Raw genomic sequence first — 26872 nt, forward strand, 5'->3', positions numbered from 1 at the left:
TAACGTAGTTTATAGGGTAAGAGGAGAAACACCCTCTTCTTACCCTTTCTTTTTTCACCCCAGCACTTATTTTTTTGCAAGGAAAGCGAGGAGATGGCATTGCTATCTTACAGCATCCGAAGAGTTCTTATGCTCATCCCCGTTCTACTGGGCATGTCCATCGTCGTATTTTCCATCATCCGTGCTATTCCAGGCGATCCGGCCCTTACGATTTTGGGAGAAAAAGCAAGTCCCAAGGCTATTGAAGATTTACGAGAAGTACTAGGCTTGAACAATCCGTGGTATATCCAATATTTTGACTATCTGAAGCAAATTATCACTGGCGATTTGGGAGTGTCACTGCACTCGGGTGCAAGTATTACACAGGAAATCGGTCCTTATTTGGCGGCAACCACAGAACTGACGATTGTCAGTATGTTATTCGCTGTAATAATTGGAGTGAATGCGGGGATATTGTCCGCTTGGAAACAAAACTCCTGGTTTGACTACTGTGCGATGTTGATCGCCTTGATCGGTGTATCCATGCCAATATTCTGGCTGGGTCTGATGGAGCAATGGTTTTTTGCCCAAGAACTCAAATGGCTGCCATCAGTTGGTCGTGACAATTCGCGTAATCCCATAGAGGCAATTACGCAGTTTTATATACTGGATACGATAATCGCAGGGCAATGGGATCAGCTGTGGGAAGTAATCAAGCACTTGATTTTGCCTGGAATCGCTCTTGGTACGATCCCGATGGCAATCATAGCCCGGATTACTCGCTCCAGCATGCTTGAAGTGATGCGTGCTGACTATGTACGTACGGCTCGTGCAAAAGGCTTGGCCCAGTTTTGGGTGGTGTACAAGCATGCCTTGAAAAATGCCTTGATTCCTGTGCTAACTGTGATCGGTTTGCAGACGGGCTTGCTGCTTGGCGGGGCCGTGTTGACGGAAACGATCTTTGGCTGGCCAGGCGTTGGTCGATACATTTTCACGGCGATCGGGAATCGTGATTATCCCGTGATTCAATCTGGTATTCTCGTAATCGCTACTATCTTTGTTTTGATCAATCTGTTAGTGGACATGTTGTATGCCTATGTAGATCCGCGCATCAAATACCGCTAGGGAGGTGGAGGAGACATGGCAGAAACTCAAGTACAGACCTTGCCTTTACAAGTAAAAAATGAACAAGTAATCTCTCCTTGGCGGGAAGCATGGAGAACGCTGCGAAAAAACAAATTAGCGATGGTTGGACTTGCGATCATCATCTTTTTCGTCGTGATTGCTGTATTGGCACCGGTGATTGCTCCCTATCCTTACGATCAAGGCGAGCTGGTGATGAAAAACAATCCGCCCTCTGAGGAGCATTGGTTTGGTACCGACTACAATGGTCGTGACGTACTGAGCCGTGTTGTATACGGGGCGAGAATTTCGCTGTGGGTGGGTACCTTTTCGGTCATTGGATCAGTAGTAGCAGGGACGATCCTTGGACTTTTGGCGGGTTATTACGGCAGATGGATCGACATGATCATTTCGCGTGTTTTTGACATTATGCTGGCATTCCCGAGTATTCTCTTGGCTATTGCGATTGTTGCCATCCTGGGACCTTCCCTGCAAAATGCGTTGCTGGCCATTGCGATTATTAACATCCCTACTTTTGGTCGGTTAGTTCGATCACGTGTACTCAGTTTGAAAGAGGAAGAGTTTGTAATGGCAGCACGTGCGATCGGGATGAAAGATTCACGCATCCTGATGCAGCACATTTTGCCGAATAGCTTGGCGCCGATCATCGTTACCGGTACGATGGGGATTGCGACAGCGATTATTGAGGCGGCTGCACTTGGTTTTTTGGGCTTGGGTGCACAAGCTCCCGAGCCGGAGTGGGGAAAAATGCTCTCCGATTCACGTCAGTATATTCAAAAAGCACCGTGGACCGTTATTTTCCCAGGTCTCTCGATTATGCTGACGGTGCTCGGTTTTAATCTGATCGGTGATGGCTTGCGCGATGCACTAGACCCTCGAATGAAAAATTAAGAGAAACGTAAAAAGACAGGAGGGGATCGGCTCTCCTGTCTTTTTTCTTTTATTGCATGAAATCACGGCACAGCTGGTTAAAGGCAGGTGCAGCGTGAGTGATAACTTGGTGATGAACACGTGGGATGTACAGAAGGTTGGCCTCGGGCAGCTGCTTTTTTAACAGCTGAGCGTACGGCAGCATCTGTCTATCTTCTTTGCCGTATACGAGTAAAGCGGGCATGCGCAGCTCGTCCAACCGCTCTGTACAGCGATAGCGATGACCAGCTGCATAAAGAGAGGCAAGACTGCGGGCATCTGTTCGACTGGCATGCTCGACCCATTTGGCATGCATAGCAGGATCGGTTACATGAGAGGATGCAATTGAGCGGGCAAGAAGTGGAATACCGTGTAGCCAGGACATCGTTTGTGCCATGAAAAACCGACCGTGCAAATAGAGATCCTTTACTTCAGAAAACGCACTGACCAAAATGACACCTTTTACTTTCTCAGGATAACGGAGACAGTATTCCAAGGCGATCGATGCTCCTTGGGAATAGCCCAGAATGTAAGATTTCTTAATATCCAGCTCTTGTGTGAGCTGATTCAAATAGTCTGCAAGCTCGCCAATGGAAAAACGCCCTCCAAATGAGGAGCTTGATCCATGTCCGGGCAAGTCTGGCACGATGAGCTGGTAAGTATCAGAGAGAGCATCCTGATAGCTGAAATTCATAGAGCCGATGCAGGGGGCATGAATACATAAAACAGGAGTGCCTTTGCCTGAGAGAGTACATGCAAGCTGACCGTTTTTTAGCTGTACCACAACTTGTTCCACAGATCATATTCACCTCTTTCATATGTTCTCCAATACATGGCAAAATTTTTACGAGAACTCTTCTTTTTTTTATGAGGAAATGTTATCCTCGCAATAGAATATTAGGCGAAAGCAGGGTGAAGTAAGGTGACAAAGGTATTTCAAGAGCGCATTTCGAAGCTGCATGATTTTTTGACGAAGCAAGAGCTGGACGCGGTGCTCATCACCTCTCCCAAGCATGTATATTATTTGACAGGCTTTTTTACAGATCCACATGAGCGCTTTTTGGGCTTGGTCCTTCCTGTGCAGGGCGAACCAGCCTTGATCGTACCAGCACTTGATCGTCAGGCAGCGTCGGAGGCTTCATCCGTCCAAAACATCTACACACATACAGATACGCAAAATCCGTACGAAGTATTAAAACAAACACTGCCAAGCGGTTTGTCTAAGCTCGGTATCGAAAAAAGTCATATGACAGTCGAGCGATTTGAAGCGATGGGACAAGTTGTCTCTGCTACTAGCTTTGTAGACGTGGAAGCACCGCTTCGCGAAATGCGCTTGATCAAATCCGCTGACGAGGTTGAGCGGATGAAGCACGCTGTTGTGCTCGTTGAAAAAGCACTGACAGAGACGCTGAAAACCGTGAAGATCGGCATGACCGAAATGGAGATTGTCGCTGACCTGGAATACCAGATGAAGCGTGTAGGAGCAGAGGGTCCTTCCTTCTCCACAATGGTTTTGGCTGGGGAAAAATCAGCTTTGCCACATGGAAATCCTGGAACGCGCGAGATTCAAGCAGGGGATCTGCTCCTGTTTGATATCGGGGTAGAAGCTGATGGGTACGTCTCTGATATTACCCGTACATTCGCAGTTGGTGAAATTAGCGAACAGCTTCACGAAATTTACGAAACGGTATTGGCAGCCAATGAAGCAGCGATTGCCGAAGTTCGCCCGGGCGTAACCTTTGCGCATATCGACAAAACCGCACGCAATGTCATCGCGGCAAAAGGCTATGGGGAGTACTTTATTCACCGTCTGGGACATGGACTCGGCATGGATGTCCACGAGTATCCTTCTGTGCATGAGCAAAATGAGGAGATACTTCGCCCAGGGATGGTTTTCACTATCGAGCCAGGAATTTATTTGCCAGGCGTAGGCGGCGTCCGTATCGAGGATGATGTGGTCGTAACCGAGACAGGGGTAGAAGTATTGTCGAGCTTCCCGAAAAAATTGACTGTAATCGGTTAAATTGCACGAAATAAACAACTTCATAAGCATTTCATGGTGCTGACTGGACGTATCTAATACGTCCCCTCAGCTTAATAGGGAAGACCGGTGAAAAACCGGCGCGGTCCCGCCACTGTAACGAGGAGTACCTAGCCAAGACCCACTGTTTCGTCTTATTGGAATGGGAAGGAGGCTAGTGTGCGACGATTCGTAAGCCAGGAGACCTGCCATGAAATCAGATACAATCGACCCACGAGGATGGGGCAGATGTGGAATTTAGGCATAATTCTAGAACTAGGCACAAAAAGCCAGATCTATAGCTGTGTCCACGTTTGTCAAGCACCTCCCGATTGAGAAAAAAGGGGGGTGCTTTTTTGTGCGGAAAAGGGGGTTGAAGAAAAGAATTGCAAAAGCATTAACGCACGCGTATAGTGATAAAAGTAAATAAAACGTAATGATTACGATTCGCAAAAATTAATTATCATTTCAAATCCATAAAGAGGGGTTAAGCAAACATGAAAAAAGTTTTACAAGGATTTTGGATTGCAGCAGTAATGGCGCTGGTACTCATTGTTTCGGCTTGCGGTTCTGCTGCACCAAGCACGACTGAGTCGAAAACGGGAACAGAGCAGGCTGCTAAAACGGAAACGAAGACCGAGCAGCCTGCTGGCAATAAGTCTGTCACTATCACGACAAACGGCATTGAAATGACCTATCCAGAAGCGCCAAAACGTGCGGTTACCTTAAACCAACACGTGACGGAAATCATGCTTGCACTGGGTCTTGCAGATAAAATGGTAGGAACAGCATATTTGGACGATCAGATTTTGCCTGAGCTCAAGGAAGCGTACGACAAGGTACCAGTGTTGGCCGATAAATATCCAAACAAAGAAGTGCTGATGGCAGCAAACCCTGATTTTGTCTACTCTGGCTGGAAGAGTGGTTTTGGTGATAAAGGAGTAGGCTCTATGGAGGATTTGGACAAGGCTGGAATCAAATCGTACCTGCAAGAGTCATCCAATAAGCCAGGCCCAACCGTAGAAGATGTCTTTGCAGATATTCAAAACATCGGTAAGATTTTCCGTGTTGAGGATAAAGCCAATGAATTGATTGGAAAAATGAAGCAGGAAATGGATCAAACAGTGAGTAAAATCGGTTCTGTGGACAAGCCGTTGCAGGTTTTTGTATATGATAGCGGAGAAGATAACCCCTTTACAGCAGCGAACAATTACATGACATCCCTGATTAAAATGGCAGGCGGTAAAAACGTATTTGATGATATTCAAAAGGGTTGGGCAGAAGTTAGTTGGGAAGAGGTTGTCAATCGCAAGCCTGACGTGATTGTAGTCGTGGACTACGGGGACAAAACGGTAGATCAGAAAAAGAACCTTTTGCTGACGAAGCGCGAGCTGGCAGATATTCCAGCCATTCAAAATAAAAGATTGATCGTCTTGCCACTGTCCGCAGCATCAGAGGGAGTTCGCGCACCGATTGCACTGAAAATCCTGGGAGAAGGGCTCTACCCGGACAAATTTAAATAAAGAGTTCTACTAGAGGAGGGAATGACTCTGCATCGGATCAAAATGCCTCTCATTATCATCAGCCTGCTAGTCGGGCTGGTGCTTTCCATCACGATCGCTGTCACCTTGGGCTCTGTAGATATCAAGCCTGCGACGGTATGGAAAATTGCCTTGTCGCAAGTTCCGGGAGTGGGTCAGTGGATTCCCATTGATTGGTCAAAGGGTGAGCAAACGATCATCTGGGATATTCGTTTTCCAAGAGTACTGCTAGGGGCAATTGTAGGAGCAGGCCTTTCGGTAGTAGGTGTAGCTATTCAGTCTCTTGTACGAAACTCACTAGCAGACCCGTACATACTGGGAGTTTCTTCGGGTGCTTCGGTTGGCGCCACACTGGTTATTCTCTTCGGAGCCTTCAGCATGTTTGGGCAATTCGCCCTGTCACTTGGAGCCTTTGCAGGTGCGCTTTTGTCTATCCTGTTGATCTTTTCCCTATCGCGGATCGGTGGACAAAACTCGACAGTACGTTTGCTTATGTCGGGGATCGCGATCTCGGCCATTCTGTCAGCAGTTACCAGCCTGATCATCTTTTCCGCACCGAATGAGCACGGTATTCGGTCCGTTCTGTTCTGGATGAGTGGTAGCCTGGCGGGAGGAAAATGGGAATACCTCACAATTCCGACGTTAGTCGTGCTGATCTGCCTGTTTGTATTGATGGCGCAATATCGCTCGCTCAATGCGATGCTGATGGGGGAAGAGTCTGCGGGAACACTCGGTGTCAATACGGTCCAATTCCGCAAGCAGCTTTTGATGATCACAGCTTTGCTGACTGGGGTGATCGTTGCGATTAGTGGAGCCATCGGGTTCGTGGGGTTGATGATGCCGCATATCGTGCGAGTAGTCGTCGGATCGGATCATCGCCGTGTCCTGCCTGTAAGTGCTCTATTTGGAGCAATCTTTCTGATTTGGGCTGACTCCATTGCACGGCTAGCCTTTGCTCCAGAAGAGCTGCCGATTGGGATCATTACGGCTCTATGTGGCGGACCGTTTTTTATCTGGTTGATGCTGCGCAATTCATATTCCTTTGGAGGTAGCGGACGATGAAGCTGGTTGCGGATAACTTATCAGTCAATCTGGAGAAGAAAACGATCCTGTCCAACGTGGGGCTTGAGGTCGCAGCTGGTGAGTTCGTTGGACTGATCGGGCCAAATGGCAGCGGGAAATCCACACTGCTTAAAAGCATCTATCGTACGATGAAGCCTCATGCGGGGTGGATTTCGCTGGACGGAGACGATGTATATAAGCTGTCCGCCAAGGAAAATGCCCAGCGCATGGCTGTTGTCCGTCAGGAGTCTTCGATCGAATTTGATTTTACTGTGATGGAAATTGTCTTGATGGGGCGCGCACCTCACAAGCGGCTGTTTCAGCAAGACACAGAAGCAGACCACGACATTTGCGAGGAAGCGCTTGTACGGGTTGGCATGGATGCCTATGCAAATCGCAGCTTTTTTAGCTTGTCAGGGGGAGAAAAGCAGCGTGTATTGATTGCCCGCGCGCTCGTGCAGCAGGCTAAATTTCTCGTCCTGGACGAACCGACTAATCACTTGGATGTTCGCTATCAGCTGCAGGTAATGGATTTAGTCAGGGCGCTTGGGATCACAGTCTTGTCAGCTTTGCATGATCTCAATATCGCTGCGATGTACTGTGATCGTTTGTATGTGATTAAAAAAGGGGAGATCTTTGCGAGTGGAACTCCTGAACAAATTTTGAGTCCGCCATTAATCCGTGATGTATTCGGTGTGGAGACCGAAGTGACAACGCATCCGATTACGGGAAAAAAGCATGTGTACTTTTTTTCGGAAGCTTTTAGAATCAAGCAATCACCGCAGGAGGTGTCCAAAGCATTATGAGTGTGTATAGCTGCACGGTATGTAAGTTTCGTTACGATGAATGGCTGGGTGATACGAAAAATGGCGTCCCTCCTGGGGTGCCTTTTCCACATTTGGCGGGGTCTGTTTGTACGACCTGTGGCATGGAAGGAGAGGGGCGACATCAGCCACTTTCTGAAACGAAGTACGCCGGGCTGGAGGCAACCTACTATGATCAGTTTGCGGGCAAGGCCGGAATTGCCTTTTATCGCGACTGGCTGCTTCAGGAAAACGAAAAAAGTCCAGTCTCGGTGCTAGAGCTCGGGGTAGGAACAGGACGAATTGCCATCGAGCTCGCTCGAAATGAGCTGCCTGCATGCGGAGTGGATTGGAGCCCGGAAATGCTTGAGCTGGCGGAGAAAAAGAAGCGGCGTATGTTGAAGAAAAAAGAAGACCTGCTGGAGCTGATTGAGCAAGATATGCACGAGCTCGATTTAGGGCGGACGTTTTCCCACATTTTGCTGCCGGAGGGGATCTTTCAGCAAGCCATCTGTAGGGAGCAGCAACGACAATTGCTCGGAAGAATCAGGGAGCACACAACGGAGGATGGCGTTGTGGCGATTGATTTGCTTTTGCCGCCTTTGAAAGACAAATGGTCGTTTTTACAGCGCAAATATGTATTTCCAGATCGCATGGTTTACCAGCGGGTGGAGGGAGAAACCTCGCTGTCTCAGCAGCAGTTTCGTTATACACTTACCTATGAGACGTTTTTGGAACAAGTCGAGCAGCATCGGTATCGTGTTGAACGACAGCTGGCATTGCTTGTGCCGGGGGAGCTTTCGCTTCTACTGGAATCAGAAGGCTTTCAGGTCATCAACAGCTTTGAAAATGTTCCGCGCAGCCAACAAATAGATCGGGATTTGCAGACAGACGGCTATGACATGGATCGCTGGCAGTATGGAGGCTATCCTTTTGCAGAACTGACTGTCTCTGCTGGGACAGCTACTCGCTGGACCATTTTTGCCAAAAAAATAAATCGCTGAGCCTTGTAACAAAATGGTGTCTGCCGCATCTAACCAGTAAGAAACCAAGTGAAGGAGGACACTTCCTTTGGAGAAATTGCAGCCTACGCTAGATGCTGCATTCGAGCAAATCATGCGGGAATACGGGACGCGTGTGCTGCGGCTTGTTACTTTTCTGGTGAAGGATAAAAATCTGGCAGAAGACATCACTCAGGATGTATTCGTGAAGGTGTACCGCCATCTTCCGGGGTTTCGTCAACAGAGCAGCATCCATACGTGGGTTTATCGCATTGCTGTAAATGAATGCAAAGGTTTTTTACGCTCCTGGGCATTTCGCAACCTCCTGTATAGTGCCTGGATCAAAAAGGACGGAGAAGTGTCTACCGAGCACCTTGTGCTGGACCAAGCCGCACGAGATCAATTAGTCGCTCACGTTCTGGAGCTTTCCCCGCCCTATCGCAGGGTAATCGCTTTGCACTATTATGCCGATTTGTCGATTGCCGAAGTAGCCGAGGTTCTTTCTGTATCAGAAGGTACGGTCAGGACGAGGCTGACTCGGGCGCGACAGCAGCTCAAAAAGCGAATGGGAGATGGGAGGGACTGGGAGTGGACGAGACCAAATGGCTCGAGCAGTTAAAGGAGCGGGCGGATCGAACGGTGCTGCGGGACGTACAGTTTACATCCGCTATGGAAGAGAGAGTTCGTGAAAAAATCAGGAAAAAAGCAGGCTGGAGACCGCTTTTGGTACCTGCTGTAGCCGTTATCTTTTGCTTGATCTTGTGGCAAGCCTTGCCCAAAGAGGTGGGAAATGACCAAGCAGCGAAGCCTGGGACAGTGATGAATTCTACACCTAGCTTGCTGCCAGGTGGCGTATTGGAAACCCCGGTGCTTTGGAAGCCATCGACACCAGTGAAATCTACTTATCAAAACCAAACCTTCACCTACCTGGGAGAGAAGCCTGTTCGGATCATTACCGACGAAAAAGGCTTTTATGAAGGGCAGGCGCAGCGCATCGTCTGGTTGTTGGATGAGACCACAGCTTCTACGGTAGAGATTGTTGCCTATAGCAGTGAAGGAAGTAGAGTACCAGTGGGCACCTTTCAAGTCATGGATCCACTGTTTGATGCAAAGGGACATTTCCCAATGCTGGTTGCTCTACCTGATCCAGGTATTTGGAAGCTACAGGCTTTATCAGAGGGGAAGCATTTGGGGCAAGTGTTCGTACAAGTACAGGAGGGAATCTCACCTGCCAATCGCACCTTGGTGGAGCCGCTCATCTACGAATTTCTCAATGCAGAGGGGAAAAAACTGGGATGGCTGGGCCCTGACAGAAAAGTCGAGGTGGAATTGCTTGGTGTTGACGCTCCCAATGCCGAGAGCAGAACGGTGTATGCCTGGGTAAAGATTCTTGGAGAAGCGTCATCTTCATCTGGGATCAGCTCGCCCATGGTTTTTTCGATTGCTTACAATGGAGACAAGTATCGCGTAACGGGTTTTCAGATTCCGAGTGATGGAAGTGAATATCAAAGCAGTATGAAAAAGCTGTTGCCACCGAAAATATTGGAGAAACTGCGCAACAGATAGAAACAAATGATGAAACCGATCCATGAAAAAACGGACCTTTCGTAGAGGGTCCGTTTTTTGATGCACAAAGACGAATGATTTAGCCAAAAATTTGGGCGGCTATGCCAAAATAGGTTCTATTGCGATCGGGTAAGCGATTCGTATTTGCGACCATGACAGGAGGCTCAGAGACTTTCGTAAATCTGTTCTGCTGTAAAAAGTGGAGGAAAGCCTCTTGTCCATTCGGAACATCGATGCGAATCTTCCCTGTATGCCCTGCGGTTAATTGGCAAAGTAGGCGTATGGCTGTGGTGGAATCAGGCGCAACGAGAGGACCGACAATTAGATTGACTGGGCCTTGGACAGCCATGCCATATCCTACGGTTTTACCGCTACCGTCTTTGACAACGAGACATGTAGCTGCTTGCTCCATCCGGGCTTGAACAAAGCGGGAGCGTCTGCTGCCTACAGCAAGACGATCGAGCTCGATGACGTCCGCTACATCTGCGACCTCTATAGGGAGGATGACAGGATAAATTTCGCCCTGTCCACAGGAGCCAGCAGAGGGAGCAAAATGGTCGCTCAAGCATTTGTGAATCGTCTCAGCTGTCGTAAACCCCAAGCTTTCATATAAAGGCTTCCCGGCAGGGGTAGAGACGAGCATGATGTTCGTGTCGCTGGGGACAGATGACATGCATGCCTGCATGAGCTCCCGTCCTAAACCATACCCTCTGCATGAATCGTGTACAATCACCATCCCGATTGTTGCCAGCCGTTCTTCGTAGACGAGAATGGCTGAGCAGGAAACGAGCTGATCGGCTCCGTTTCTGTGTCCAAAAACTTTTCCAGTAGTCAAAATGGTGCGAAGCTCTGCCTCATCATAGTCCCAGCCAACAGAGTCCGAGAGTTCGATCAGAGCAGGGATATCATTTTCCATTAAAGCATGTAGTCGAAACGAAGTGCTATTCAAGTGTAACGATCCTCCTTTAATGCCTGGATAAGCAGGGTACGAGTAGTGGACAAACGAGTTTCTGCCCCATGAGCCTGTATAGTTTCACTCCATGTAAAGCCATCCCCATCGAATCGGGGAATGACATGCATATGAAAATGGGCAAGCTCATTAAAGATGCCGCCATTTTGGCAAATGGTAATGCCTGCTGGCTTGTACACATTTTTGAGTGCTTCCGATAGGAGTGAAGCTGCTTTCGTTATCTGTTCCATCATGAGGGGATCTACTTCTGTCCATTCCTCGTAATGGTGTTTCGGTAGAATGAGTGTATGCCCTTCATTAAAAGGCTCGATATCTAGCAGACAGGTGACCCACTCATTTTCATAAACGATGTGAACGGGCTGGGCAGCATGGGCTAAACGACATCCTAGACAATGAGACTGCTTCTGATAATCCTGCTTCATATCGAAACCTCCCTGTGTCCTCACTCTAGCATAGGGAATAATTGGTGGCGAGAAAAAATCATGTCAACCGCCCAATTCTCTTTTGTTGCTCCGGTTTCCCCCGTTTGTTATAATTACCGTTAGTGTATTTTTTGCGAGACGCAATCTGAAACGTTTGTATGGATTCGCGTGGGAGGGAACGAACAACACATGGATCGCCGTGAAAGACAAAAAAGGATTCGAAATTTTTCCATCATCGCCCACATTGACCATGGCAAGTCAACGCTGGCAGACCGGATTTTGGAATTGACCGGAGCACTGACTGCACGTGAGATGGAAGCCCAGTTTCTGGATACTATGGAGCTGGAAAAAGAGCGCGGGATTACAATTAAACTGAATGCCGTGCGTTTGAACTATAAAGCAGATGACGGAGAGGAGTATATTCTCCACCTCATCGACACCCCTGGTCACGTCGACTTTACGTATGAAGTATCACGCAGTTTGGCTGCCTGTGAAGGAGCTATTCTGGTTGTGGATGCGGCACAAGGTATCGAAGCGCAAACGTTGGCCAACGTTTATTTGGCGCTGGACAGCAATCTGGAGATTATCCCGGTTATCAACAAGATCGATTTGCCGAGCGCAGAGCCTGAGCGAGTCAAGCAAGAGGTTGAGGATGTTATCGGACTGGATGCCAGTGATGCTGTACTGACCTCCGCGAAAGCAGGAATCGGAATCAAGGAAGTGCTGGAAGCGGTTGTACAAAAGGTTCCGGCACCAGAAGGCGATCCGGATGCACCACTGCAAGCGCTTATTTTTGACTCTTATTTTGATGCTTACCGCGGCGTTATTGCTTCCATTCGTGTCCTTAATGGAACGCTGAAAAAAGGCATGAAAATCAAAATGATGGCGACAGGAAAGTCGTTTGAAGTTACCGAAATCGGTACTTCGATGCCACGTCAAACACAAGTGGAAGAATTGACTGTTGGCGATGTAGGCTATGTAGCTGCCTCGATCAAAACAGTAGGGGATACGAGTGTTGGTGATACGATCACAGATGCAAGCCGTCCTGCCGCTGAACCTCTCCCGGGCTACCGCAAGATCAACCCGATGGTTTTCTGCGGACTGTATCCGATTGAGACCAATGAATACAATGACCTGCGTGATGCATTGGAAAAGCTGCAGTTAAACGATGCTTCGTTGCAGTTTGAACCGGAGACGTCCCAAGCACTCGGGTTTGGTTTCCGCTGCGGTTTCTTGGGGCTCCTGCACATGGAGATTATCCAGGAACGCATCGAACGTGAATTTGACATTAGTCTAATCACGACCGCGCCAAGTGTTATTTACCGCATTACCAGAACCAATGGCGAGGTTATCGAGATTGACAACCCGTCGAAAATGCCAGATGCCCAAAAGATCGAAATGGTTGAGGAGCCATACGTGACCGCTACTGTAATGGTACCGAAAGAATACGTGGGCGACGTGATGCAGCTATGTCAGGGCAAGCGTGGCGATTTCCTCGATATGCAGTACCTTGGAGAGAATCGTGTGCAGCTGAAGTATGACATGCCATTGTCCGAGATCGTCTATGACTTTTTTGATTTATTGAAGTCTGGCACAAAAGGGTATGCATCTTTTGACTACGAATTGGCTGGCTACAAGGCTTCCAAGCTGGTGAAAATGGACATTCTCTTAAACAGCGAAGTAGTCGACGCCCTGTCCTTTATTGTTCACAAGGATACCGCTTATGCGCGTGGTAAGGTTATTTGCGAAAAGCTGAAGGAACTGATTCCTCGTCAGCAATTCGAAGTGCCAATCCAGGCAACGATTGGGCAAAAGGTTGTTGCTCGCGAAACGATCAGTGCCCTGCGTAAAAACGTACTTGCTAAATGTTACGGTGGGGATATCTCTCGTAAACGCAAGCTGCTTGAGAAGCAAAAAGAAGGTAAGAAGCGCATGAAGTCCGTTGGTTCCGTAGAGGTACCACAAGAAGCATTTATGGCTGTATTGCGCATGGATGAAAAGTAATAGCAGTAAAAGTAAACGATGCTTTGCCCCCACTCGGTTAAATAGTGGGGGATTTTTTATGTCCATGGTACCGAGTGAGATACCTGATCGACTTATACTGATATTCAATCGTATTTTCAAATATATCCTCAGTTTGACTAGGATTTGTTAGCTAAAATATACGGATCTCTTAAGGATATATGTCCGTTACATAAGTAAGAATCAATTCATTTACTAAAAGGTAAGGATATTCCTTATATTTACAATATAGGGAGGTGTTTTAAATGCCGATTATTAAACCCTTTATCACCTCAGTGAGATTTAATTCAACGATGGGAACCGGGACAGGCACTGGTGCAACATTTGCTATTGCAGCAACTGCTTTTAACAATGATGCAGGAGCAGCAGCCACCGCATTTCCCAGTACGTTTGCTTATTACAATCTCTACATTAACGGAGTGCTACAACAAGGAAATACCTCGACAGTCACAACAACCACTATAACTATTCCAGACGGAGATGCTGAAAATGGAGGTACACCAGTAACTATAGAATTTGTTGTCAACTAAAGAGAATCAAAAGAGTAAACCCGGAGCTGATATTTTATCCAGGGGTTTACTTGCTTGTCCAAGAAAGGAGATTGGAATGAGATACTATTTGGCCAAACAACAAAATATGGTGAATAACGTAAATGCGAGAAGCACGGGTTATCTTATAATCCCACCGTTAGGTTGTCCAGATGTGTATCCGGGACAGCCATGTCCTACTTGTCCTCCTTGCCCCTGTACACCTGGTTTACTACAAACGGAGATATTCCAATATACGGCTATTTCTGACGGCGTGAAAAACGTATATACAAATAGCGATGCTGTCATTCCATTTAGTACGTCTGGAATTCTCGATCCCAACTCAGTATCAGTTGTTAACCTATTTATTAATGGGATTCTTCAGTCATCCAATTTATATACGGTACAACCAGGTGCATTGATTCTAAGTGATGTTCCGGTGCAGGGGGTTCCACTCATTTTGCAGTTCATCAAAATAACCACTTCATAACGAATCTCCAATTTCTCTTGCTTTATACAAGTTGAAAAGGGCAGCTTTATAAGCTGCCCCTAAACATAAAAAATTAGTCACAATCACAACCGACAATAACTAAAAGGACGAAAAGAACTAAGACCAATGCAAAGTTATCACCAAAAAATCCACCCACACCCATTCATATCACCCCTGAAATGAGATTGAGGATAGCCTCAAAACAAGGTATTCAGTAAAACCAATAAGGTACGGGCGTTCGTTTACAAATTTAAAATTTGGGTTTATAGCGTAAGTTATTGGTGGATTTACACAACGCTTAACCAGGTAGGAAAATGCAGTTTCATTCAGGGGAGTGTTAAATTCGTTCTAAATTCATTAATCGGCAAACGATGGCTTGGATTTTTTCATAAATAAAATTCCGCTCATGCCAAGTTACGTCAATAGAGTGGGCATTAGAAGCTAATTCCTCTCTCATTGACTCCAATACGATGGTATCCGTAATTGAATTCAATTCAAGATGAAAATCTTTCATCGCCATATCCCCTTTAATGAATTTACTAACAAGATATGATGAGAGGGGGAGATGCGAATGGACTTATGACCTTCAATTGTTATGTATTTTCAGTAATGAAATAATTGAACAACCAAAGGAGAAAAACTAAGAAAATTGTACCAAAAAGGAACCATACCCAACGAGGCTTTTTCTTATGTTGATCTTGAGTGTGGTTGTCTTCTTGTTGACGTCCATTTCGCAACAACAATGGTATTTGGGATACAGCGATAGCCACTATTCCAGAAACGATCCAAAACCGCATCGTCCTTTTAGTCTCATCTTTTCCCATATAGTTAGACCCCCTATCTATTAGGATTATGTCCATCTTAGAGGGATTTCATTTGGAGTAGGTGAGAGGGAGGGGGACCGTTAGTAAAAGGTATAACCCTGCAGGAGCTTTTCCGCAGGGTTATCCATCAATGTAGCTGAAAGAAACCAGCCGAGTCATTTAAAAAGGTCTTCTAATCACTTTGATTCTCCGTGCTCCATTGCGAAGAAGCCTTTGGGCTTGTTCCCGGTTGATTCTTACAAGTACTGAGGTATCGGTCGAGTTTTCAACGTCAAAGACTGAGAAAAACCGACCATTAGCAAACAATACACCTTTAAATTCAATGTCCAATCCAGGTCTGGGTCGGGGACGTGTATTTTGAATAGTTGTTCGCATCACACCTGCATTTAGGAGTCTTCGCGCTTGCTCGCGGGTTAAACGGACCGCAAATACTGGGTCAACTTCAACACCTGGTACTTTTGCCTCAACCTCAACAATCAGGAAAAAACGGTTGCCGATCCTTGCAATACTATTTGCTCCAATAAAAATTGGCGGGTTCATTGCCATGTTTTACCACCTCCTTGTACCAAAATATGCAGGAGGTGTTAAATTGGACAAGGGCATCTCCGCAACTTTTGATTTTTGGTATTTTGACCAGATGTATTACAGACCACGAGTCTTATTTACTTATTGGAAATTTTGCTAAACAAAAAAGCCCTATTCGGGAAAAATCCTCTATTTCCGTATGTTTCTCCATAAAACAAAGCAGATCAACGCAAGCAAGATTACTAAACTGATCAGAGCAGCTGTAATGGTGATCCCCCCAAAAAGGATACAGTAAGGTTAAAGTCCTTGTGTACTGGGTTTTATTACTTATTCCAGCAATCCCAATTCTTCGTAAACCTTGTTTGAAACAACACCATTTTGTGGTAAATTGCGATCGCGTTGAAATTTTTTTAAAGCTGCTGTTGTGCTCCGACGAAATTTACCGTCGCATGCGCCTTTAAAATATCCAGCACTTTTTAATCGGGACTGAATAAGTTGTACGTCTCCACCTACATCACCTTCTGCTAAAGCTCTTGGATTATGACCTGAATCTCCTAATACATGACCAAAGATCGTTACTTTTGTTCCAAGTGGAATTATCTCGTATAACTCAATAACGTCTCTGTTGAGCATTCGAATACATCCATGGCTTTTATGCTTGCCGATGGAATCTGGTCTGTTTGTCCCGTGTATGCCGTAAGTTCCCCAAGGAACGTTTAAACCGAGCCATCTTGGTCCGAAAGAAGAGCCCCAATCTTTTCCTTTATATACGATTTGGTATTCCCCAATTGGAGTTGGAGTGGAGGGATTTCCGACTGCAACAGTATATGTCTTAATTTTTTGCCCTTGCTTTCGAACGATTAATTGGTGTTTTTGAGGGTAAACCTCAATGGAAATCGTCCCGTGGTCTACTACAATCGGTAAAGATGGTTCAGCATAAGCTGATTTCAGAGCGTATCCTCCAGTTATGATCATAACTAGTAAAGCGATTACTGCAGGTCGAAATAAAGAGGTAACAGTATCTATCTTCATCAGCATTATTACCTTGTAGTTTAGTTTTGGTTATATCTAATCCGTACAATCAGTTTTTAGTTTGGAACCACTTATCAAATTTTATTCAGTAAGTGGAGAGGGAGCTAGTTCAGCATTATTTGCTTTCATTGTTACTTAAAACAAAAAGCTTCATTATATAACAAGCGTGTCACCGACTAGCCAACGCTGTGGGAGGGGAGAACTCTTGTTTGATGCGAAACAATCAAATACAATAGGATGAGGGCTATTAGAAGCATGAGTAGGCCTGACCTTGTGTCAGGTCTTTTCCATTCTGTTATTCGATGAAAAAGGAGGGAAAGGGACATGATGCCTCAATCGGTTTACATCCACATTCCCTTTTGCACAAATAAATGCTATTACTGTGACTTTAACTCGTTCGTGACGAACAATCCCCAGCTTATCTGGGATTACCTCGAAGCGCTGAAGAGAGAGATGGAGTTGACCTTTAGCCAGCAGCCTGCCACACAGGTCAAAACGATCTTTGTTGGCGGAGGGACTCCAACATTTTTAGACCATGAACAGATGCGTGCCTTTCTCGCCAACGTCCAGGAACAGCTCGGCAAGTACTGGACGCCAGATATTGAATTTACGATGGAGGCTAACCCGGGCACAACCGATGTGGAAAAGCTCAGAATCATGCGGGAGATGGGGGTCAACAGACTCAGCTTTGGGGTGCAGTCGTTTGATAATGCGCTCTTGAAGCGTCTGGGGCGCATCCATGATCGCGATGATGTATATCGAAGCATCGACAATGCCAAGAAAGTAGGCTTCGACAATTTCAGCATCGATTTAATGTTCGGCTTGCCTGACCAGACAGTAGAAATTTTCCGTGAGACGCTAGACAAGGCATTTGACCTTGGCACGACTCATTTTTCAGCCTATAGCTTGAAAGTAGAGGAAAACACGCTGTTCCATACCCTTTATCAAAAAGACCAGCTCCCTCTGCCTTCCGAAGACGCTGAGCTCCTTATGTATATGGTCTTAATTGAAGAAATGGAGAAGCACGGCTACCAGCAGTACGAAATCAGTAATTTTGCCAAACCAGGCTATGAAAGCAAACATAATAAAACGTATTGGCTCAATGATGAATACTATGGTTTGGGGGCAGGTGCCCACGGCTACGTTGGTGGAGAAAGACATGTGAATGCTGGTCCGCTCGCCATCTATTTGCAAAAGTGCAAGGAAGGCTTGCCACGTATTGATCAGTTCCCTGTTCCTCGTGAGGATGCGATGGAGGAGCAAATGATTTTAGGCTTACGTCTGCGCGAAGGAGTGGACCTTGAACGTTTTGCAAAACGCTTCGGTACAACCGTAGAGGATGTTTTTGGACAGATTGTTAAAGAAGAGATTGCCAAAGGGATGCTGCAAGAGCAAAACGGCTTCCTGAAGCTGACAAAACAAGGACTGCCCCTTGGAAATGAGGTATTTGCCCGTTTCTTACGCTAATATTTGCATAAAACTGGCGAAATTTGTTTCATTTTGACCTTCTAACTTACTCAAGTCCGTTGACAAATCCTTCTACTATTGATACCTTAGTAAATAGATTTAGCACTCGTTAGCATGGAGTGCTAACAAAGTATTTAGATACTCAAAGTGCACACCACAGGGAGGCGAGCGACATCTATGTTATCAGACCGTCAACAATTAATTCTTAATGCGATTGTCGATAATTACATTCATTCAGCCGAACCTGTTGGCTCCCGAACCATCTCGAAACGGGAGGGCATCGGCTTTTCTTCGGCAACGATACGTAATGAGATGTCCGATTTGGAAGAGCTGGGATACTTAGAGCAACCTCATACGTCGGCAGGACGAGTTCCTTCTACAAAAGGATATCGTTTTTACGTCGACAATCTGATTCAGCCGCATCTTTTGGATGACGGCGAATTGGGTAAACTGAAACAGTTGTTTGCCGAGCGTATTCTCCATTCTGAACAAGTGGTAGAATATACGGCTCAAATTCTTTCTCAGTTAACCAATTACACAGCGGTTGTACTGGGGCCAGAAATCTTTGAGCATCGGTTAAAACATATACAAATCGTTCCTCTCAATGAACAGCAAGCAGTAGCGATTGTGGTTACACATACAGGACGCGTGGAAAACAAGCTGATAGATTTGCCAGAGGGAATTGGAGCTGGAGAAATCGAGCGTCTGGTCAACCTTTTGAACAGCAGACTCGCCGACGTGCCACTATGGCAGCTCAGGCAGCGTCTCTATCAGGAAATATCTGGGGAGATGCGACGCCACGCAGAACAGTATGAGGAAATGCTTCGTGTCCTCGATCAATCGCTGACACAAGAAGAGGATCGAGTGTACCTTCGCGGTGCGACCAAAATCATGAACCAGCCTGAATTCCGGGATGTAGACAAGGTCAAGGACATTTTGGAGCTTTTGGAGCAAAACGATCAATTGCTTCATTTGTTCGGGATGCCAGCGGATGGGCTTACGGTACGCATCGGTCAGGAAAACCAGCTAGACGCGATCAAGCAATGCAGTATTATCACGACATCCTATTCACTAGGTGGCAAGCCGGTAGGGATGGTGGGGATACTTGGGCCAACGCGGATGGAATACGGCAGAGTCATTACTGTGCTCAACTATCTGGCAGAAGGCTTATCGCGCATGCTGACTTCGCAGTTTGAGAAATAAATGGATAGAAAGGCTGCCGGCATGAGGTGCCGGAGGTGAGCCGCAGGAGGTATCGACTTGAGCGACGAAAAATTGACGAAAGATTTGTCTGCCGATGAGGAGCAAGGGACTGCAGCAAGTGAGCAGCAGGAAGCGGTCGACGTAAACTGGGAGCAAGAAGCAGCCCAGTGGAAGGCACAGGCAGAGGAGCACGAAAACCGGATGCTTCGTGCTTTGGCCGACATGGATAACCTCAGAAGACGTGTGCGCAAGGAACAAGAAGATCTGGCCAAGTACGCTTCCCAAAAAATCGTGGAAGAGCTCTTGCCGGTTCTCGATAACTTTGAGCGGGCGCTTGCAGCTGACAAGGAATCGATGACTGTAGAATCACTGTTGACAGGGGTTGACATGGTTTACCGTCAGATGGTGCAGGCTTTCCAAAAAGAAGGCTTGAATGCGATTGAAGCAAAAGGACAGCCGTTTGATCCTCACTACCATCAAGCGGTCATGCAAACGCAAGATCCTGAATTCGACTCAGGTATTGTAGTGGGCGAGCTGCAAAAAGGGTACATTTTTAAAGACCGCGTCATTCGTCCGGCGATGGTTCAAGTAAACGAATAACCATTTTTTCATAATCTATAAATTGACAGTGAAGTGTTAGGAGGACATATTGTATGAGTCGCGTAATCGGAATTGACCTTGGAACAACTAACTCTTGTGTAGCAGTAATGGAAGGCGGAGAACCTGTCGTTATTGCCAACGCAGAAGGTAACCGTACGACCCCATCCGTCGTTGCTTTTAAAAACGGTGAGCGAATTGTCGGGGAAGCAGCAAAGCGTCAAGCAATCACTAACCCGGATAATACCGTAATCTCCATCAAGCGCCACATGGGTTCTACTCATAAGGAAACGCTGGAAGGAAATCCTTATACGCCAGAGCAGCTTTCTGCTATGATTTTGCAAAAGCTGAAATCGGATGCGGAAGCCTATCTGGGTCAACCAGTGACGCAGGCAGTGATTACGGTTCCGGCATACTTCAATGACAGCCAGCGCCAAGCAACCAAAGATGCTGGTAAAATTGCTGGTCTGGAAGTACTTCGTATCGTGAACGAACCAACCGCTGCAGCACTTGCATACGGTATGGAAAAAACAGAAGACCAAACCGTCCTCGTATTTGACTTGGGTGGTGGTACCTTTGACGTATCCATTCTTGAATTGTCCGAAGGCTTCTTCGAAGTAAAAGCAACCTCCGGTGACAACAAACTGGGTGGAGACGACTTTGACCAAGTCGTTATGGATTACCTCGTGAGCGAGTTCAAAAAAGAGCATGGCATCGACTTGTCCAAAGATCGCATGGCGCAACAACGCCTGAAAGATGCAGCGGAAAAAGCGAAAAAAGACCTCTCCGGCGTATTGACTACCACTATCTCTCTGCCGTTCATCACAGCAGATGCGACTGGTCCAAAACACTTGGAGATGAACCTGACTCGCGCGAAATTCGAAGAGCTGACTGCTGAGCTGGTTGAGCGTACAATGGGCCCAACTCGTCAAGCGCTGAAAGATGCTGGATTAACTCCAAGCGAACTCAACCGTGTAATCCTGGTTGGTGGTTCCACTCGTATTCCAGCGGTGCAAGAAGCAATCAAGAAATTCACAGGCAAAGAGCCTCATAAAGGCGTTAACCCGGATGAAGTAGTAGCACTGGGTGCTGCTGTTCAAGCAGGCGTACTGACTGGTGATGTGAAGGACGTTGTTCTTCTCGACGTTACTCCACTCTCCCTCGGTATCGAAACATTGGGTGGTGTATTCACCAAGCTGATTGATCGCAACACGACGATCCCAACAAGCAAATCCCAAGTTTTCTCTACTGCAGCTGACAACCAAACATCCGTAGAAATTCACGTGCTGCAAGGTGAGCGTCAAATGGCGAATGACAACAAATCGCTCGGACGCTTCACATTGTCTGATATCCCACCAGCTCCACGCGGCATCCCGCAAATCGAAGTTTCCTTCGACCTTGATGCCAATGGTATCGTGAACGTGCGTGCAAAAGACCTGGGTACAGGTAAAGAGCAACGCATCACGATCACATCCAACTCTGGTCTGTCTGACGATGAAATCGATCGTATGGTAAAAGAAGCAGAGCTGAATGCTGAAGCTGACAAACAGCGCAAAGAGCAAGTAGAAATTCGCAACGAAGCTGACCAACTCGTGTTCACTACTGAGAAAACACTGAAAGAAGTGGAAGGTAAAATCGATCAAGCAGAGATCGATCGTGCGAATGAAGCAAAAGACAAAGTGAAAAAGGCGCTGGAAGGCGGCAATCTCGAGGAAATCAAGTCTACGAAAGACGCATTGTCCGAGATTATTCAACAAATTTCTGTGAAGCTGTATGAGCAAGCTGCTCAAGCACAGCAAAATGCGCAAGGCGGAGCAGAAGGCCAAGAACCGAAGAAGGACAATGTAGTGGACGCTGACTATGAAGTGGTAGACGACAAAAAATAAATTCGTTGGAAACGGTGAGGGAGGGATCATCCCCTCCCTTGCTCTGTACGATGTGACCCATGAAAGTCAAAGTCACTTAACTGCTGACTTTGACTTTTTTTCAAGTCTGTCACATGCTATGATAACAGTTGACTGTCATGGGAGTGATATAGGAGATGAAACGCGATTTTTACGAGGTACTCGGAGTCTCCAAGGAAGCGGACGCTGAGGAAATTAAAAAAGCGTATCGCAAGCTTGCGCGCCAGTACCATCCAGATGTAAATAAAGCCGCTGATGCGGAAGAAAAGTTCAAAGAAGTAAAGGAAGCGTATGACGTCCTTTCCGAGCCACAAAAGCGTGCACAATACGACCGTTTTGGTCATCAGGACCCGAATCAGGGCTTTGGCGGCGGTGGTTTTGATGCCTCTGGAATGGGCGGCTTCGGTGACATTTTTGACATGTTCTTCGGTGGCGGCGGTGGCAGAAGAGCGAATCCAAACGCGCCTCGTAAAGGTGCCGATTTGCAATTTGGTTTGAGCATAGATTTCACGGATGCTATTTTTGGAAAAGAAACCGATGTGGAAATTCCGAAAGAAGCAGAGTGCGACACTTGTCTTGGTTCTGGTGCAAAACCGGGAACGAGTGTGGACACTTGTAAGACATGTAATGGTACAGGACAACAAGAGGTTGCAGCGAATACGCCATTTGGCCGTATCGTAAATCGCCGCGTTTGTACGGCTTGTGAAGGAAAAGGGAAGGTCTACAAGGAGAAATGCCCTACCTGCCGTGGAAATGGACGCGTCAAAGTACGCCGCAAAATTCACCTCAACATACCAGCGGGTGTGGATGACGGTGCACAGCTGCGCGTATCTGGCGAAGGCGAGCCGGGAGCAAATGGTGGGCCTCCAGGTGACCTGTATGTTGTATTGCGTGTGAAGAGCCATGAGTTTTTTGAGCGGGAAGGAAATGATATCTATTGTGAGGTTCCACTCACCTATGCGCAGGCTGCGCTTGGGGATGAGATCGAGGTGCCGACAGTCGATGGCCGTGTAAAGCTGAAAATCCCGTCTGGAACACAGACAGAAACCTTCTTCCGCTTGCGGGGTAAAGGTGTACCTCACCTCCGTGGCAGTGGTCGCGGGGATCAGCATGTGAAAGTACGCGTAGTGACTCCGACCAAGCTTAGTGACAAACAAAAGGAGCTTTTGCGTGAGCTTGCTGAGTTGTCAGGTGAAAAGCCTGGGCAACACGGTGGAGAAGACGAAGGCTTTTTCGAAAAAATGAAACGGGCATTCCGCGGCGAATAAGTCGCGGATTTTGTCCGATTACTTGATGAAAATCCCGATTGGGAGCTTACGTGGGGAGTGGTAGATTCGTGAAATGGTCAGAAGTGAGTATCCATACAACAGCGGAGGCTACGGAGGCGGTGTCCAACCTCTTGTATGAAATGGGTGCCAATGGTGTCGTGATTGAAGACCCAGAGGTGCTTTATCGCGAGTGGGATACACCGTTTGGTGAAATCTACCAGCTATCTCCTGATGATTTTCCGGCCGAGGGCGTATTCGTCAAAGCTTACTTGCCCGTAGACAGCAGTGAACTGCTTGATGTGGTGGAAGAGCTGAAGGAGCAATTGGCCCAGTTAACAGAGTACGGTCTGGACATTGGCAAAGCTACCATTGCTGTCAACGATGTTCACGAAGACGAGTGGGCCCACGCCTGGAAAAAGTATTACAAGCCGGTGTATGTTTCGGATCGCATGACGATCAAGCCGGTCTGGGAAGAGTATGAGCCGAAAACGCCGGACGAAATCATTATCGAGATGGACCCGGGAATGGCTTTTGGTACCGGAACACATCCAACGACGATTCTGTGTCTGCGTGCATTGGAAAAGTATTTGGCAAAAGGCGACCGTGTCTACGATGTGGGAACCGGAACGGCCATCTTGAGCATTGCGGCTATCAAGCTGGGGGCGGCAAATGTTTTGGCGATGGACCTGGATGAGGTTGCGGTCCGTTCTGCGCAAGCTAATACAGAGTTAAACAAGGTACACGAGCACATCGTTGTGAGACAGAACAATCTTTTGGATGGCATCGAAGAGCAGGTAGAGGTCGTCATCGCCAACATTTTGGCGGAAGTGATTTTGCGGTTTACGGATGATGTATTCCGAGTGCTGAAGCCTGGTGGTACCTTTATTGCCTCAGGGATCATTGAAGCGCGTGCAGACGACGTAAAAGCAGCACTGACAGCTTCTGACCTTCAGATCGTGGAAACCATTTTCATCGATGACTGGGTAGCAATTGTAGCGAAAAAACAGTAGAATAGTGAGGTTGGCGAGATGCAACGATATTTTGCCGAGCCACATCTCTTTACCGAACAGGAGATTACCATTATCGGAGACGATGTTCATCATATCGTAAACGTAATGCGAGCTCGCGTCGGCGAAGAAATTCTTGTTTCGGATGGAGCAGGTAAAACGGTAAGAGCCAAGCTTGTCTCCCTTTCTCCAAAAGAAGTAAAGGCGGATGTGGTAGAGGTGCTCGTAGAAGAGCGCGAACTCCCAATTCGGGTAACGATTGGACAAGGGCTGCCAAAAGGCGAGAAGATGGAGTGGATCTTGCAAAAGGGGACGGAACTTGGAGCGTACTCTTTTTTTCCGTTTTCCTCTGAGCGTACCATCGTGAAGCTGGATGCAAAAAAAGAGGCAAAAAAGCTAGAGCGCTGGCGCAAAATTGTTAAAGAAGCAGCAGAACAGTCCCATCGGGCCGTTTTGCCAGAGCTGCTGTCACCTGTTTCTTTTAGAGAAGCACTGCAAGCGGCAAAGAGCTACACAAGATGTGCCATCGCTTATGAAAAAGAAGGCAGCACGACTCTTCATCACGTGCTGGGGGATATGTCTGCAGATGATTCCTTGCTCGTCTTAGTCGGACCAGAAGGCGGTTTTTCTGTGGACGAAGTAGCACAAGCGGAGAAGATGGGATTTCTAACCGTCTCACTGGGTCCACGCATTTTGCGTACCGAAACAGCCAGCCAGTACATTCTGGCCTGTGCTTCCTATCAGTTTGAACGGAAAGGCACATTACTTCGCTAAGGCCCGAGCAGGAACGAAAGGAGGAATCGCAATGTCTACCGTTGCTTTTCATACATTAGGTTGCAAAGTAAACAGCTATGAGACAGAAGCCATTTGGCAGCTGTTCAAAGCAGACGGCTATGAGAGGGTCGACTTTGAGCAGGATGAGGCAGATGTCTATGTCATTAACACTTGTACCGTTACCAATACAGGTGATAAAAAGAGTCGCCAAGTAATTCGTCGTGCCATTCGCCGAAATCCTGAGGCGATTGTCGCGGTTACAGGCTGCTATGCACAAACCTCCCCGAGTGAGATTGCGCAAATTCCGGGAGTCGATATTGTCGTAGGGACACAAGGCCGCGAAAAGCTGATCGAATACGTGGATCAAATTCGCCAGGAGCGGACACCGATTAATGCAGTCGGCAACATCATGAAAGCTCGTGAGTTTGAGGAGCTGGATGTACCGAACTTTATGGATCGTACACGTGCTTCCCTGAAAATCCAGGAAGGCTGCAACAACTTCTGCACATTTTGCATTATTCCGTGGGCGCGTGGCTTGATGCGCTCCCGCAAGCCGGAAAGTGTAATTGAGCAAGCACAGAAGCTGGTAGAGGCAGGCTATTTGGAGATCGTTCTGACGGGAATTCACACTGGTGGATACGGCGAAGACCTGGAAGATTATAACCTCGCCAAGCTTTTGGTAGACCTGCATCAGGTAGAGGGACTGAAGCGCATTCGCATCAGCTCGATTGAAGCCAGTCAGATTACGGATGAAGTGATTGAGGTTATCAATAAATCTGATCGCGTCGTTCGCCATCTGCACGTACCTCTTCAAGCCGGTGATGACGATGTTCTCAAGCGCATGCGCCGCAAGTACACAACTGCTGAATTCTACGAAAAAATGGTCAAGGTTCGTGAAGCGTTGCCAGGCGCAGCTATTACGACAGACGTGATTGTAGGCTTCCCGGGAGAAACAGAAGAGCAGTTTATGAACGGCTACGACTTTATCAAAAAAATCGGTTTCGCTGAGCTGCATGTATTCCCTTACTCCATGCGAACAGGAACACCAGCTGCTCGTATGACCGATCAAATCCCTGAAGAAGAAAAGCATCGCCGTGTAACCCAGTTGCTGGAGCTGAATCAAGAGTTAACCATGACCTACTCCAAGCAATTTGTTGGCGACGTATTGGAAGTCATTCCAGAACGTCCATTTAAGGATGCTCCAGAAAGCGGCCTTTTAATGGGCTATTCCGATAACTACCTGAACGTCATTTTCCCGGGTGATGAGAGCATGATCGGAAAAATCTGCAAGGTACGCCTTGACGAGCCAAGCTCCGAATACTGCAAAGGAACCTTCGTCCGTGTCGTTGAAAACGATATGCTACCTTACTTGAAGGAGCGGGCGATATGAAAGAGATTTCGGCTGGAGGCGTAGTGTACCGCGAGCAGGATTCAGCGTACATGCTTCTGTTGATCGAAGACCGCTATGGCAAGGTAACGCTCGCAAAAGGCAAGCAGGAGCTGGGCGAGACAATTGAAGAGACAGCTCTTCGAGAGGTGCTGGAAGAAACCGGAGTGGCTGGCCGTCTGGATAAAAAGCTGGATATGATTACGTATGAGTACCATCATCCAGTAACAGGCGAAAACGTGAACAAGGAAGTCCATTATTATTTGGTTGAAGCTTATAACACAGAAATTACCGTGCAGCTGGAAGAAATCAACGATGTGCATTGGCACACGGCTGCTGAGGCGTGGGAGCTCCAGCTTAAACGGGGATACCGCAACAATGATAATGTTTTCCGCCTTGCCTTCCAACAATTAGGGATTGAGGTGTAAT

29 protein-coding genes and 1 riboswitch are annotated in these 26872 nt (G+C 47.1%); of the genes, 21 read left to right on the forward strand and 8 right to left on the reverse strand.

Going from position 1 to position 26872, the window contains the following annotated elements; translation table 11 throughout:
• The first annotated feature begins 93 nt into the window (after positions 1–93).
• Together SB752_RS23620 and SB752_RS23625 are read left to right on the forward strand one after the other, a co-directional pair.
• Entirely contained in the window at positions 94–1104 is a 1011-nt protein-coding gene (locus SB752_RS23620; protein WP_410717978.1) for an ABC transporter permease, read from the forward strand.
• Between the two features lie 15 nt (positions 1105–1119).
• On the forward strand, positions 1120–2013 hold the full coding sequence (locus SB752_RS23625; protein WP_410717979.1) for an ABC transporter permease: 894 nt from the start codon (positions 1120–1122) through the stop codon (positions 2011–2013).
• A 49-nt stretch (positions 2014–2062) separates the two neighbouring features.
• On the opposite strand, the gene SB752_RS23630 is transcribed toward SB752_RS23625, so the two are convergent.
• Positions 2063–2827 carry an alpha/beta fold hydrolase gene (locus SB752_RS23630; RefSeq protein ID WP_410717980.1) on the reverse strand — a complete coding sequence of 255 codons (765 nt, stop codon included), beginning with the start codon at positions 2825–2827 and terminating at the stop codon, positions 2063–2065.
• A 126-nt stretch (positions 2828–2953) separates the two neighbouring features.
• Here SB752_RS23630 and SB752_RS23635 point away from each other — a divergent pair, with 126 nt between their 5' ends.
• From SB752_RS23635 to SB752_RS23665, 7 genes are all read left to right on the forward strand, one after another.
• Positions 2954–4054, forward strand: coding sequence for a M24 family metallopeptidase (locus tag SB752_RS23635; RefSeq protein ID WP_410717981.1), 1101 nt, complete (start codon positions 2954–2956; stop codon positions 4052–4054).
• 17 nt (positions 4055–4071) lie between these two features.
• Positions 4072–4279, forward strand: a riboswitch (cobalamin riboswitch).
• 269 nt (positions 4280–4548) lie between these two features.
• Positions 4549–5574 carry an ABC transporter substrate-binding protein gene (locus SB752_RS23640; protein WP_410717982.1) on the forward strand — a complete coding sequence of 342 codons (1026 nt, stop codon included), beginning with the start codon at positions 4549–4551 and terminating at the stop codon, positions 5572–5574.
• Between the two features lie 42 nt (positions 5575–5616).
• A complete protein-coding gene (locus SB752_RS23645; protein WP_410718039.1) occupies positions 5617–6654 on the forward strand; it encodes a FecCD family ABC transporter permease in 1038 nt (345 codons plus the stop codon).
• Positions 6651–7460 (forward strand): heme ABC transporter ATP-binding protein, encoded by an 810-nt coding sequence (locus tag SB752_RS23650; protein WP_410717983.1) that lies wholly within the window; start codon positions 6651–6653, stop codon positions 7458–7460. Before SB752_RS23645 ends, SB752_RS23650 begins: the two co-directional genes overlap by 4 nt.
• Positions 7457–8461, forward strand: a complete 1005-nt coding sequence (locus SB752_RS23655) for a methyltransferase domain-containing protein (protein WP_410717984.1) — start codon at positions 7457–7459, stop codon at positions 8459–8461. The genes SB752_RS23650 and SB752_RS23655 overlap by 4 nt, the downstream gene beginning before the upstream one ends.
• Positions 8462–8528: 67 nt before the next feature.
• Positions 8529–9077, forward strand: coding sequence for a sigma-70 family RNA polymerase sigma factor (locus tag SB752_RS23660; RefSeq protein WP_410717985.1), 549 nt, complete (start codon positions 8529–8531; stop codon positions 9075–9077).
• The gene (locus tag SB752_RS23665; protein ID WP_410717986.1) at positions 9047–10024 is read left to right on the forward strand and encodes a hypothetical protein; all 978 of its coding nucleotides are present in this window, start codon (positions 9047–9049) and stop codon (positions 10022–10024) included. The genes SB752_RS23660 and SB752_RS23665 overlap by 31 nt, the downstream gene beginning before the upstream one ends.
• A 79-nt stretch (positions 10025–10103) precedes the next feature.
• Here the strand turns inward: SB752_RS23665 and SB752_RS23670 are convergent, their stop codons facing one another.
• Together SB752_RS23670 and SB752_RS23675 are read right to left on the reverse strand one after the other, a co-directional pair.
• A complete protein-coding gene (locus SB752_RS23670; protein ID WP_410717987.1) occupies positions 10104–10973 on the reverse strand; it encodes a GNAT family N-acetyltransferase in 870 nt (289 codons plus the stop codon).
• Positions 10970–11416, reverse strand: coding sequence for an HIT family protein (locus tag SB752_RS23675; RefSeq protein ID WP_410717988.1), 447 nt, complete (start codon positions 11414–11416; stop codon positions 10970–10972). The genes SB752_RS23670 and SB752_RS23675 overlap by 4 nt, the downstream gene beginning before the upstream one ends.
• A gap of 189 nt (positions 11417–11605) precedes the next feature.
• Here SB752_RS23675 and lepA point away from each other — a divergent pair, with 189 nt between their 5' ends.
• The 3 genes from lepA to SB752_RS23690 all read left to right on the forward strand — a co-directional run bounded on the left by lepA (position 11606) and on the right by SB752_RS23690 (position 14455).
• The gene (lepA, locus tag SB752_RS23680; protein WP_410717989.1) at positions 11606–13420 is read left to right on the forward strand and encodes a translation elongation factor 4; all 1815 of its coding nucleotides are present in this window, start codon (positions 11606–11608) and stop codon (positions 13418–13420) included.
• 263 nt (positions 13421–13683) lie between these two features.
• On the forward strand, positions 13684–13968 hold the full coding sequence (locus tag SB752_RS23685; protein ID WP_410717990.1) for a DUF4183 domain-containing protein: 285 nt from the start codon (positions 13684–13686) through the stop codon (positions 13966–13968).
• Between the two features lie 106 nt (positions 13969–14074).
• Complete coding sequence (locus SB752_RS23690) at positions 14075–14455, forward strand: DUF4183 domain-containing protein (protein WP_410718040.1); 381 nt, start codon at positions 14075–14077, stop codon at positions 14453–14455.
• A 73-nt stretch (positions 14456–14528) separates the two neighbouring features.
• On the opposite strand, the gene SB752_RS23695 is transcribed toward SB752_RS23690, so the two are convergent.
• The 5 genes from SB752_RS23695 to SB752_RS23715 all read right to left on the reverse strand — a co-directional run bounded on the left by SB752_RS23695 (position 14529) and on the right by SB752_RS23715 (position 16779).
• Positions 14529–14618 carry a YjcZ family sporulation protein gene (locus tag SB752_RS23695; RefSeq protein WP_103109090.1) on the reverse strand — a complete coding sequence of 30 codons (90 nt, stop codon included), beginning with the start codon at positions 14616–14618 and terminating at the stop codon, positions 14529–14531.
• A 174-nt stretch (positions 14619–14792) separates the two neighbouring features.
• On the reverse strand, positions 14793–14969 hold the full coding sequence (locus tag SB752_RS23700; protein ID WP_410717991.1) for a hypothetical protein: 177 nt from the start codon (positions 14967–14969) through the stop codon (positions 14793–14795).
• A gap of 79 nt (positions 14970–15048) precedes the next feature.
• Positions 15049–15279, reverse strand: coding sequence for a hypothetical protein (locus SB752_RS23705; RefSeq protein ID WP_410717992.1), 231 nt, complete (start codon positions 15277–15279; stop codon positions 15049–15051).
• Between the two features lie 159 nt (positions 15280–15438).
• Entirely contained in the window at positions 15439–15825 is a 387-nt protein-coding gene (locus SB752_RS23710) for a hypothetical protein (RefSeq protein ID WP_410717993.1), read from the reverse strand.
• Positions 15826–16131: 306 nt separating this feature from the next.
• Positions 16132–16779 (reverse strand): L,D-transpeptidase family protein, encoded by a 648-nt coding sequence (locus SB752_RS23715; protein ID WP_410718041.1) that lies wholly within the window; start codon positions 16777–16779, stop codon positions 16132–16134.
• A 381-nt stretch (positions 16780–17160) separates the two neighbouring features.
• Between SB752_RS23715 and hemW the strand changes: the two genes are divergently transcribed.
• The 9 genes from hemW (at position 17161) to SB752_RS23760 (ending at position 26871) form a co-directional block, all read left to right on the forward strand.
• The gene (gene hemW, locus SB752_RS23720; RefSeq protein ID WP_410717994.1) at positions 17161–18303 is read left to right on the forward strand and encodes a radical SAM family heme chaperone HemW; all 1143 of its coding nucleotides are present in this window, start codon (positions 17161–17163) and stop codon (positions 18301–18303) included.
• 177 nt (positions 18304–18480) lie between these two features.
• The gene (gene hrcA / locus SB752_RS23725; RefSeq protein ID WP_410717995.1) at positions 18481–19506 is read left to right on the forward strand and encodes a heat-inducible transcriptional repressor HrcA; all 1026 of its coding nucleotides are present in this window, start codon (positions 18481–18483) and stop codon (positions 19504–19506) included.
• Positions 19507–19563: 57 nt separating this feature from the next.
• Positions 19564–20106, forward strand: a complete 543-nt coding sequence (gene grpE, locus SB752_RS23730; RefSeq protein WP_410717996.1) for a nucleotide exchange factor GrpE — start codon at positions 19564–19566, stop codon at positions 20104–20106.
• 53 nt (positions 20107–20159) lie between these two features.
• A complete protein-coding gene (dnaK, locus tag SB752_RS23735; protein WP_410717997.1) occupies positions 20160–21989 on the forward strand; it encodes a molecular chaperone DnaK in 1830 nt (609 codons plus the stop codon).
• Positions 21990–22144: 155 nt separating this feature from the next.
• On the forward strand, positions 22145–23275 hold the full coding sequence (gene dnaJ, locus SB752_RS23740; RefSeq protein ID WP_410717998.1) for a molecular chaperone DnaJ: 1131 nt from the start codon (positions 22145–22147) through the stop codon (positions 23273–23275).
• 68 nt (positions 23276–23343) lie between these two features.
• Positions 23344–24285, forward strand: coding sequence for a 50S ribosomal protein L11 methyltransferase (prmA, locus tag SB752_RS23745; protein WP_410717999.1), 942 nt, complete (start codon positions 23344–23346; stop codon positions 24283–24285).
• Between the two features lie 18 nt (positions 24286–24303).
• Positions 24304–25056: a 16S rRNA (uracil(1498)-N(3))-methyltransferase gene (locus tag SB752_RS23750; RefSeq protein WP_410718000.1), complete on the forward strand. Its 753-nt coding sequence runs from the start codon at positions 24304–24306 to the stop codon at positions 25054–25056.
• Between the two features lie 31 nt (positions 25057–25087).
• Positions 25088–26446, forward strand: a complete 1359-nt coding sequence (gene mtaB / locus SB752_RS23755; protein WP_410718001.1) for a tRNA (N(6)-L-threonylcarbamoyladenosine(37)-C(2))-methylthiotransferase MtaB — start codon at positions 25088–25090, stop codon at positions 26444–26446.
• A complete protein-coding gene (locus SB752_RS23760; RefSeq protein WP_410718002.1) occupies positions 26443–26871 on the forward strand; it encodes an NUDIX hydrolase in 429 nt (142 codons plus the stop codon). The genes mtaB and SB752_RS23760 overlap by 4 nt, the downstream gene beginning before the upstream one ends.
• Position 26872 lies beyond the last annotated feature (1 nt).

Origin of the sequence: Brevibacillus sp. SIMBA_040 (assembly GCF_046535075.1) — a bacterium.
GTDB lineage: Bacteria > Bacillota > Bacilli > Brevibacillales > Brevibacillaceae > Brevibacillus.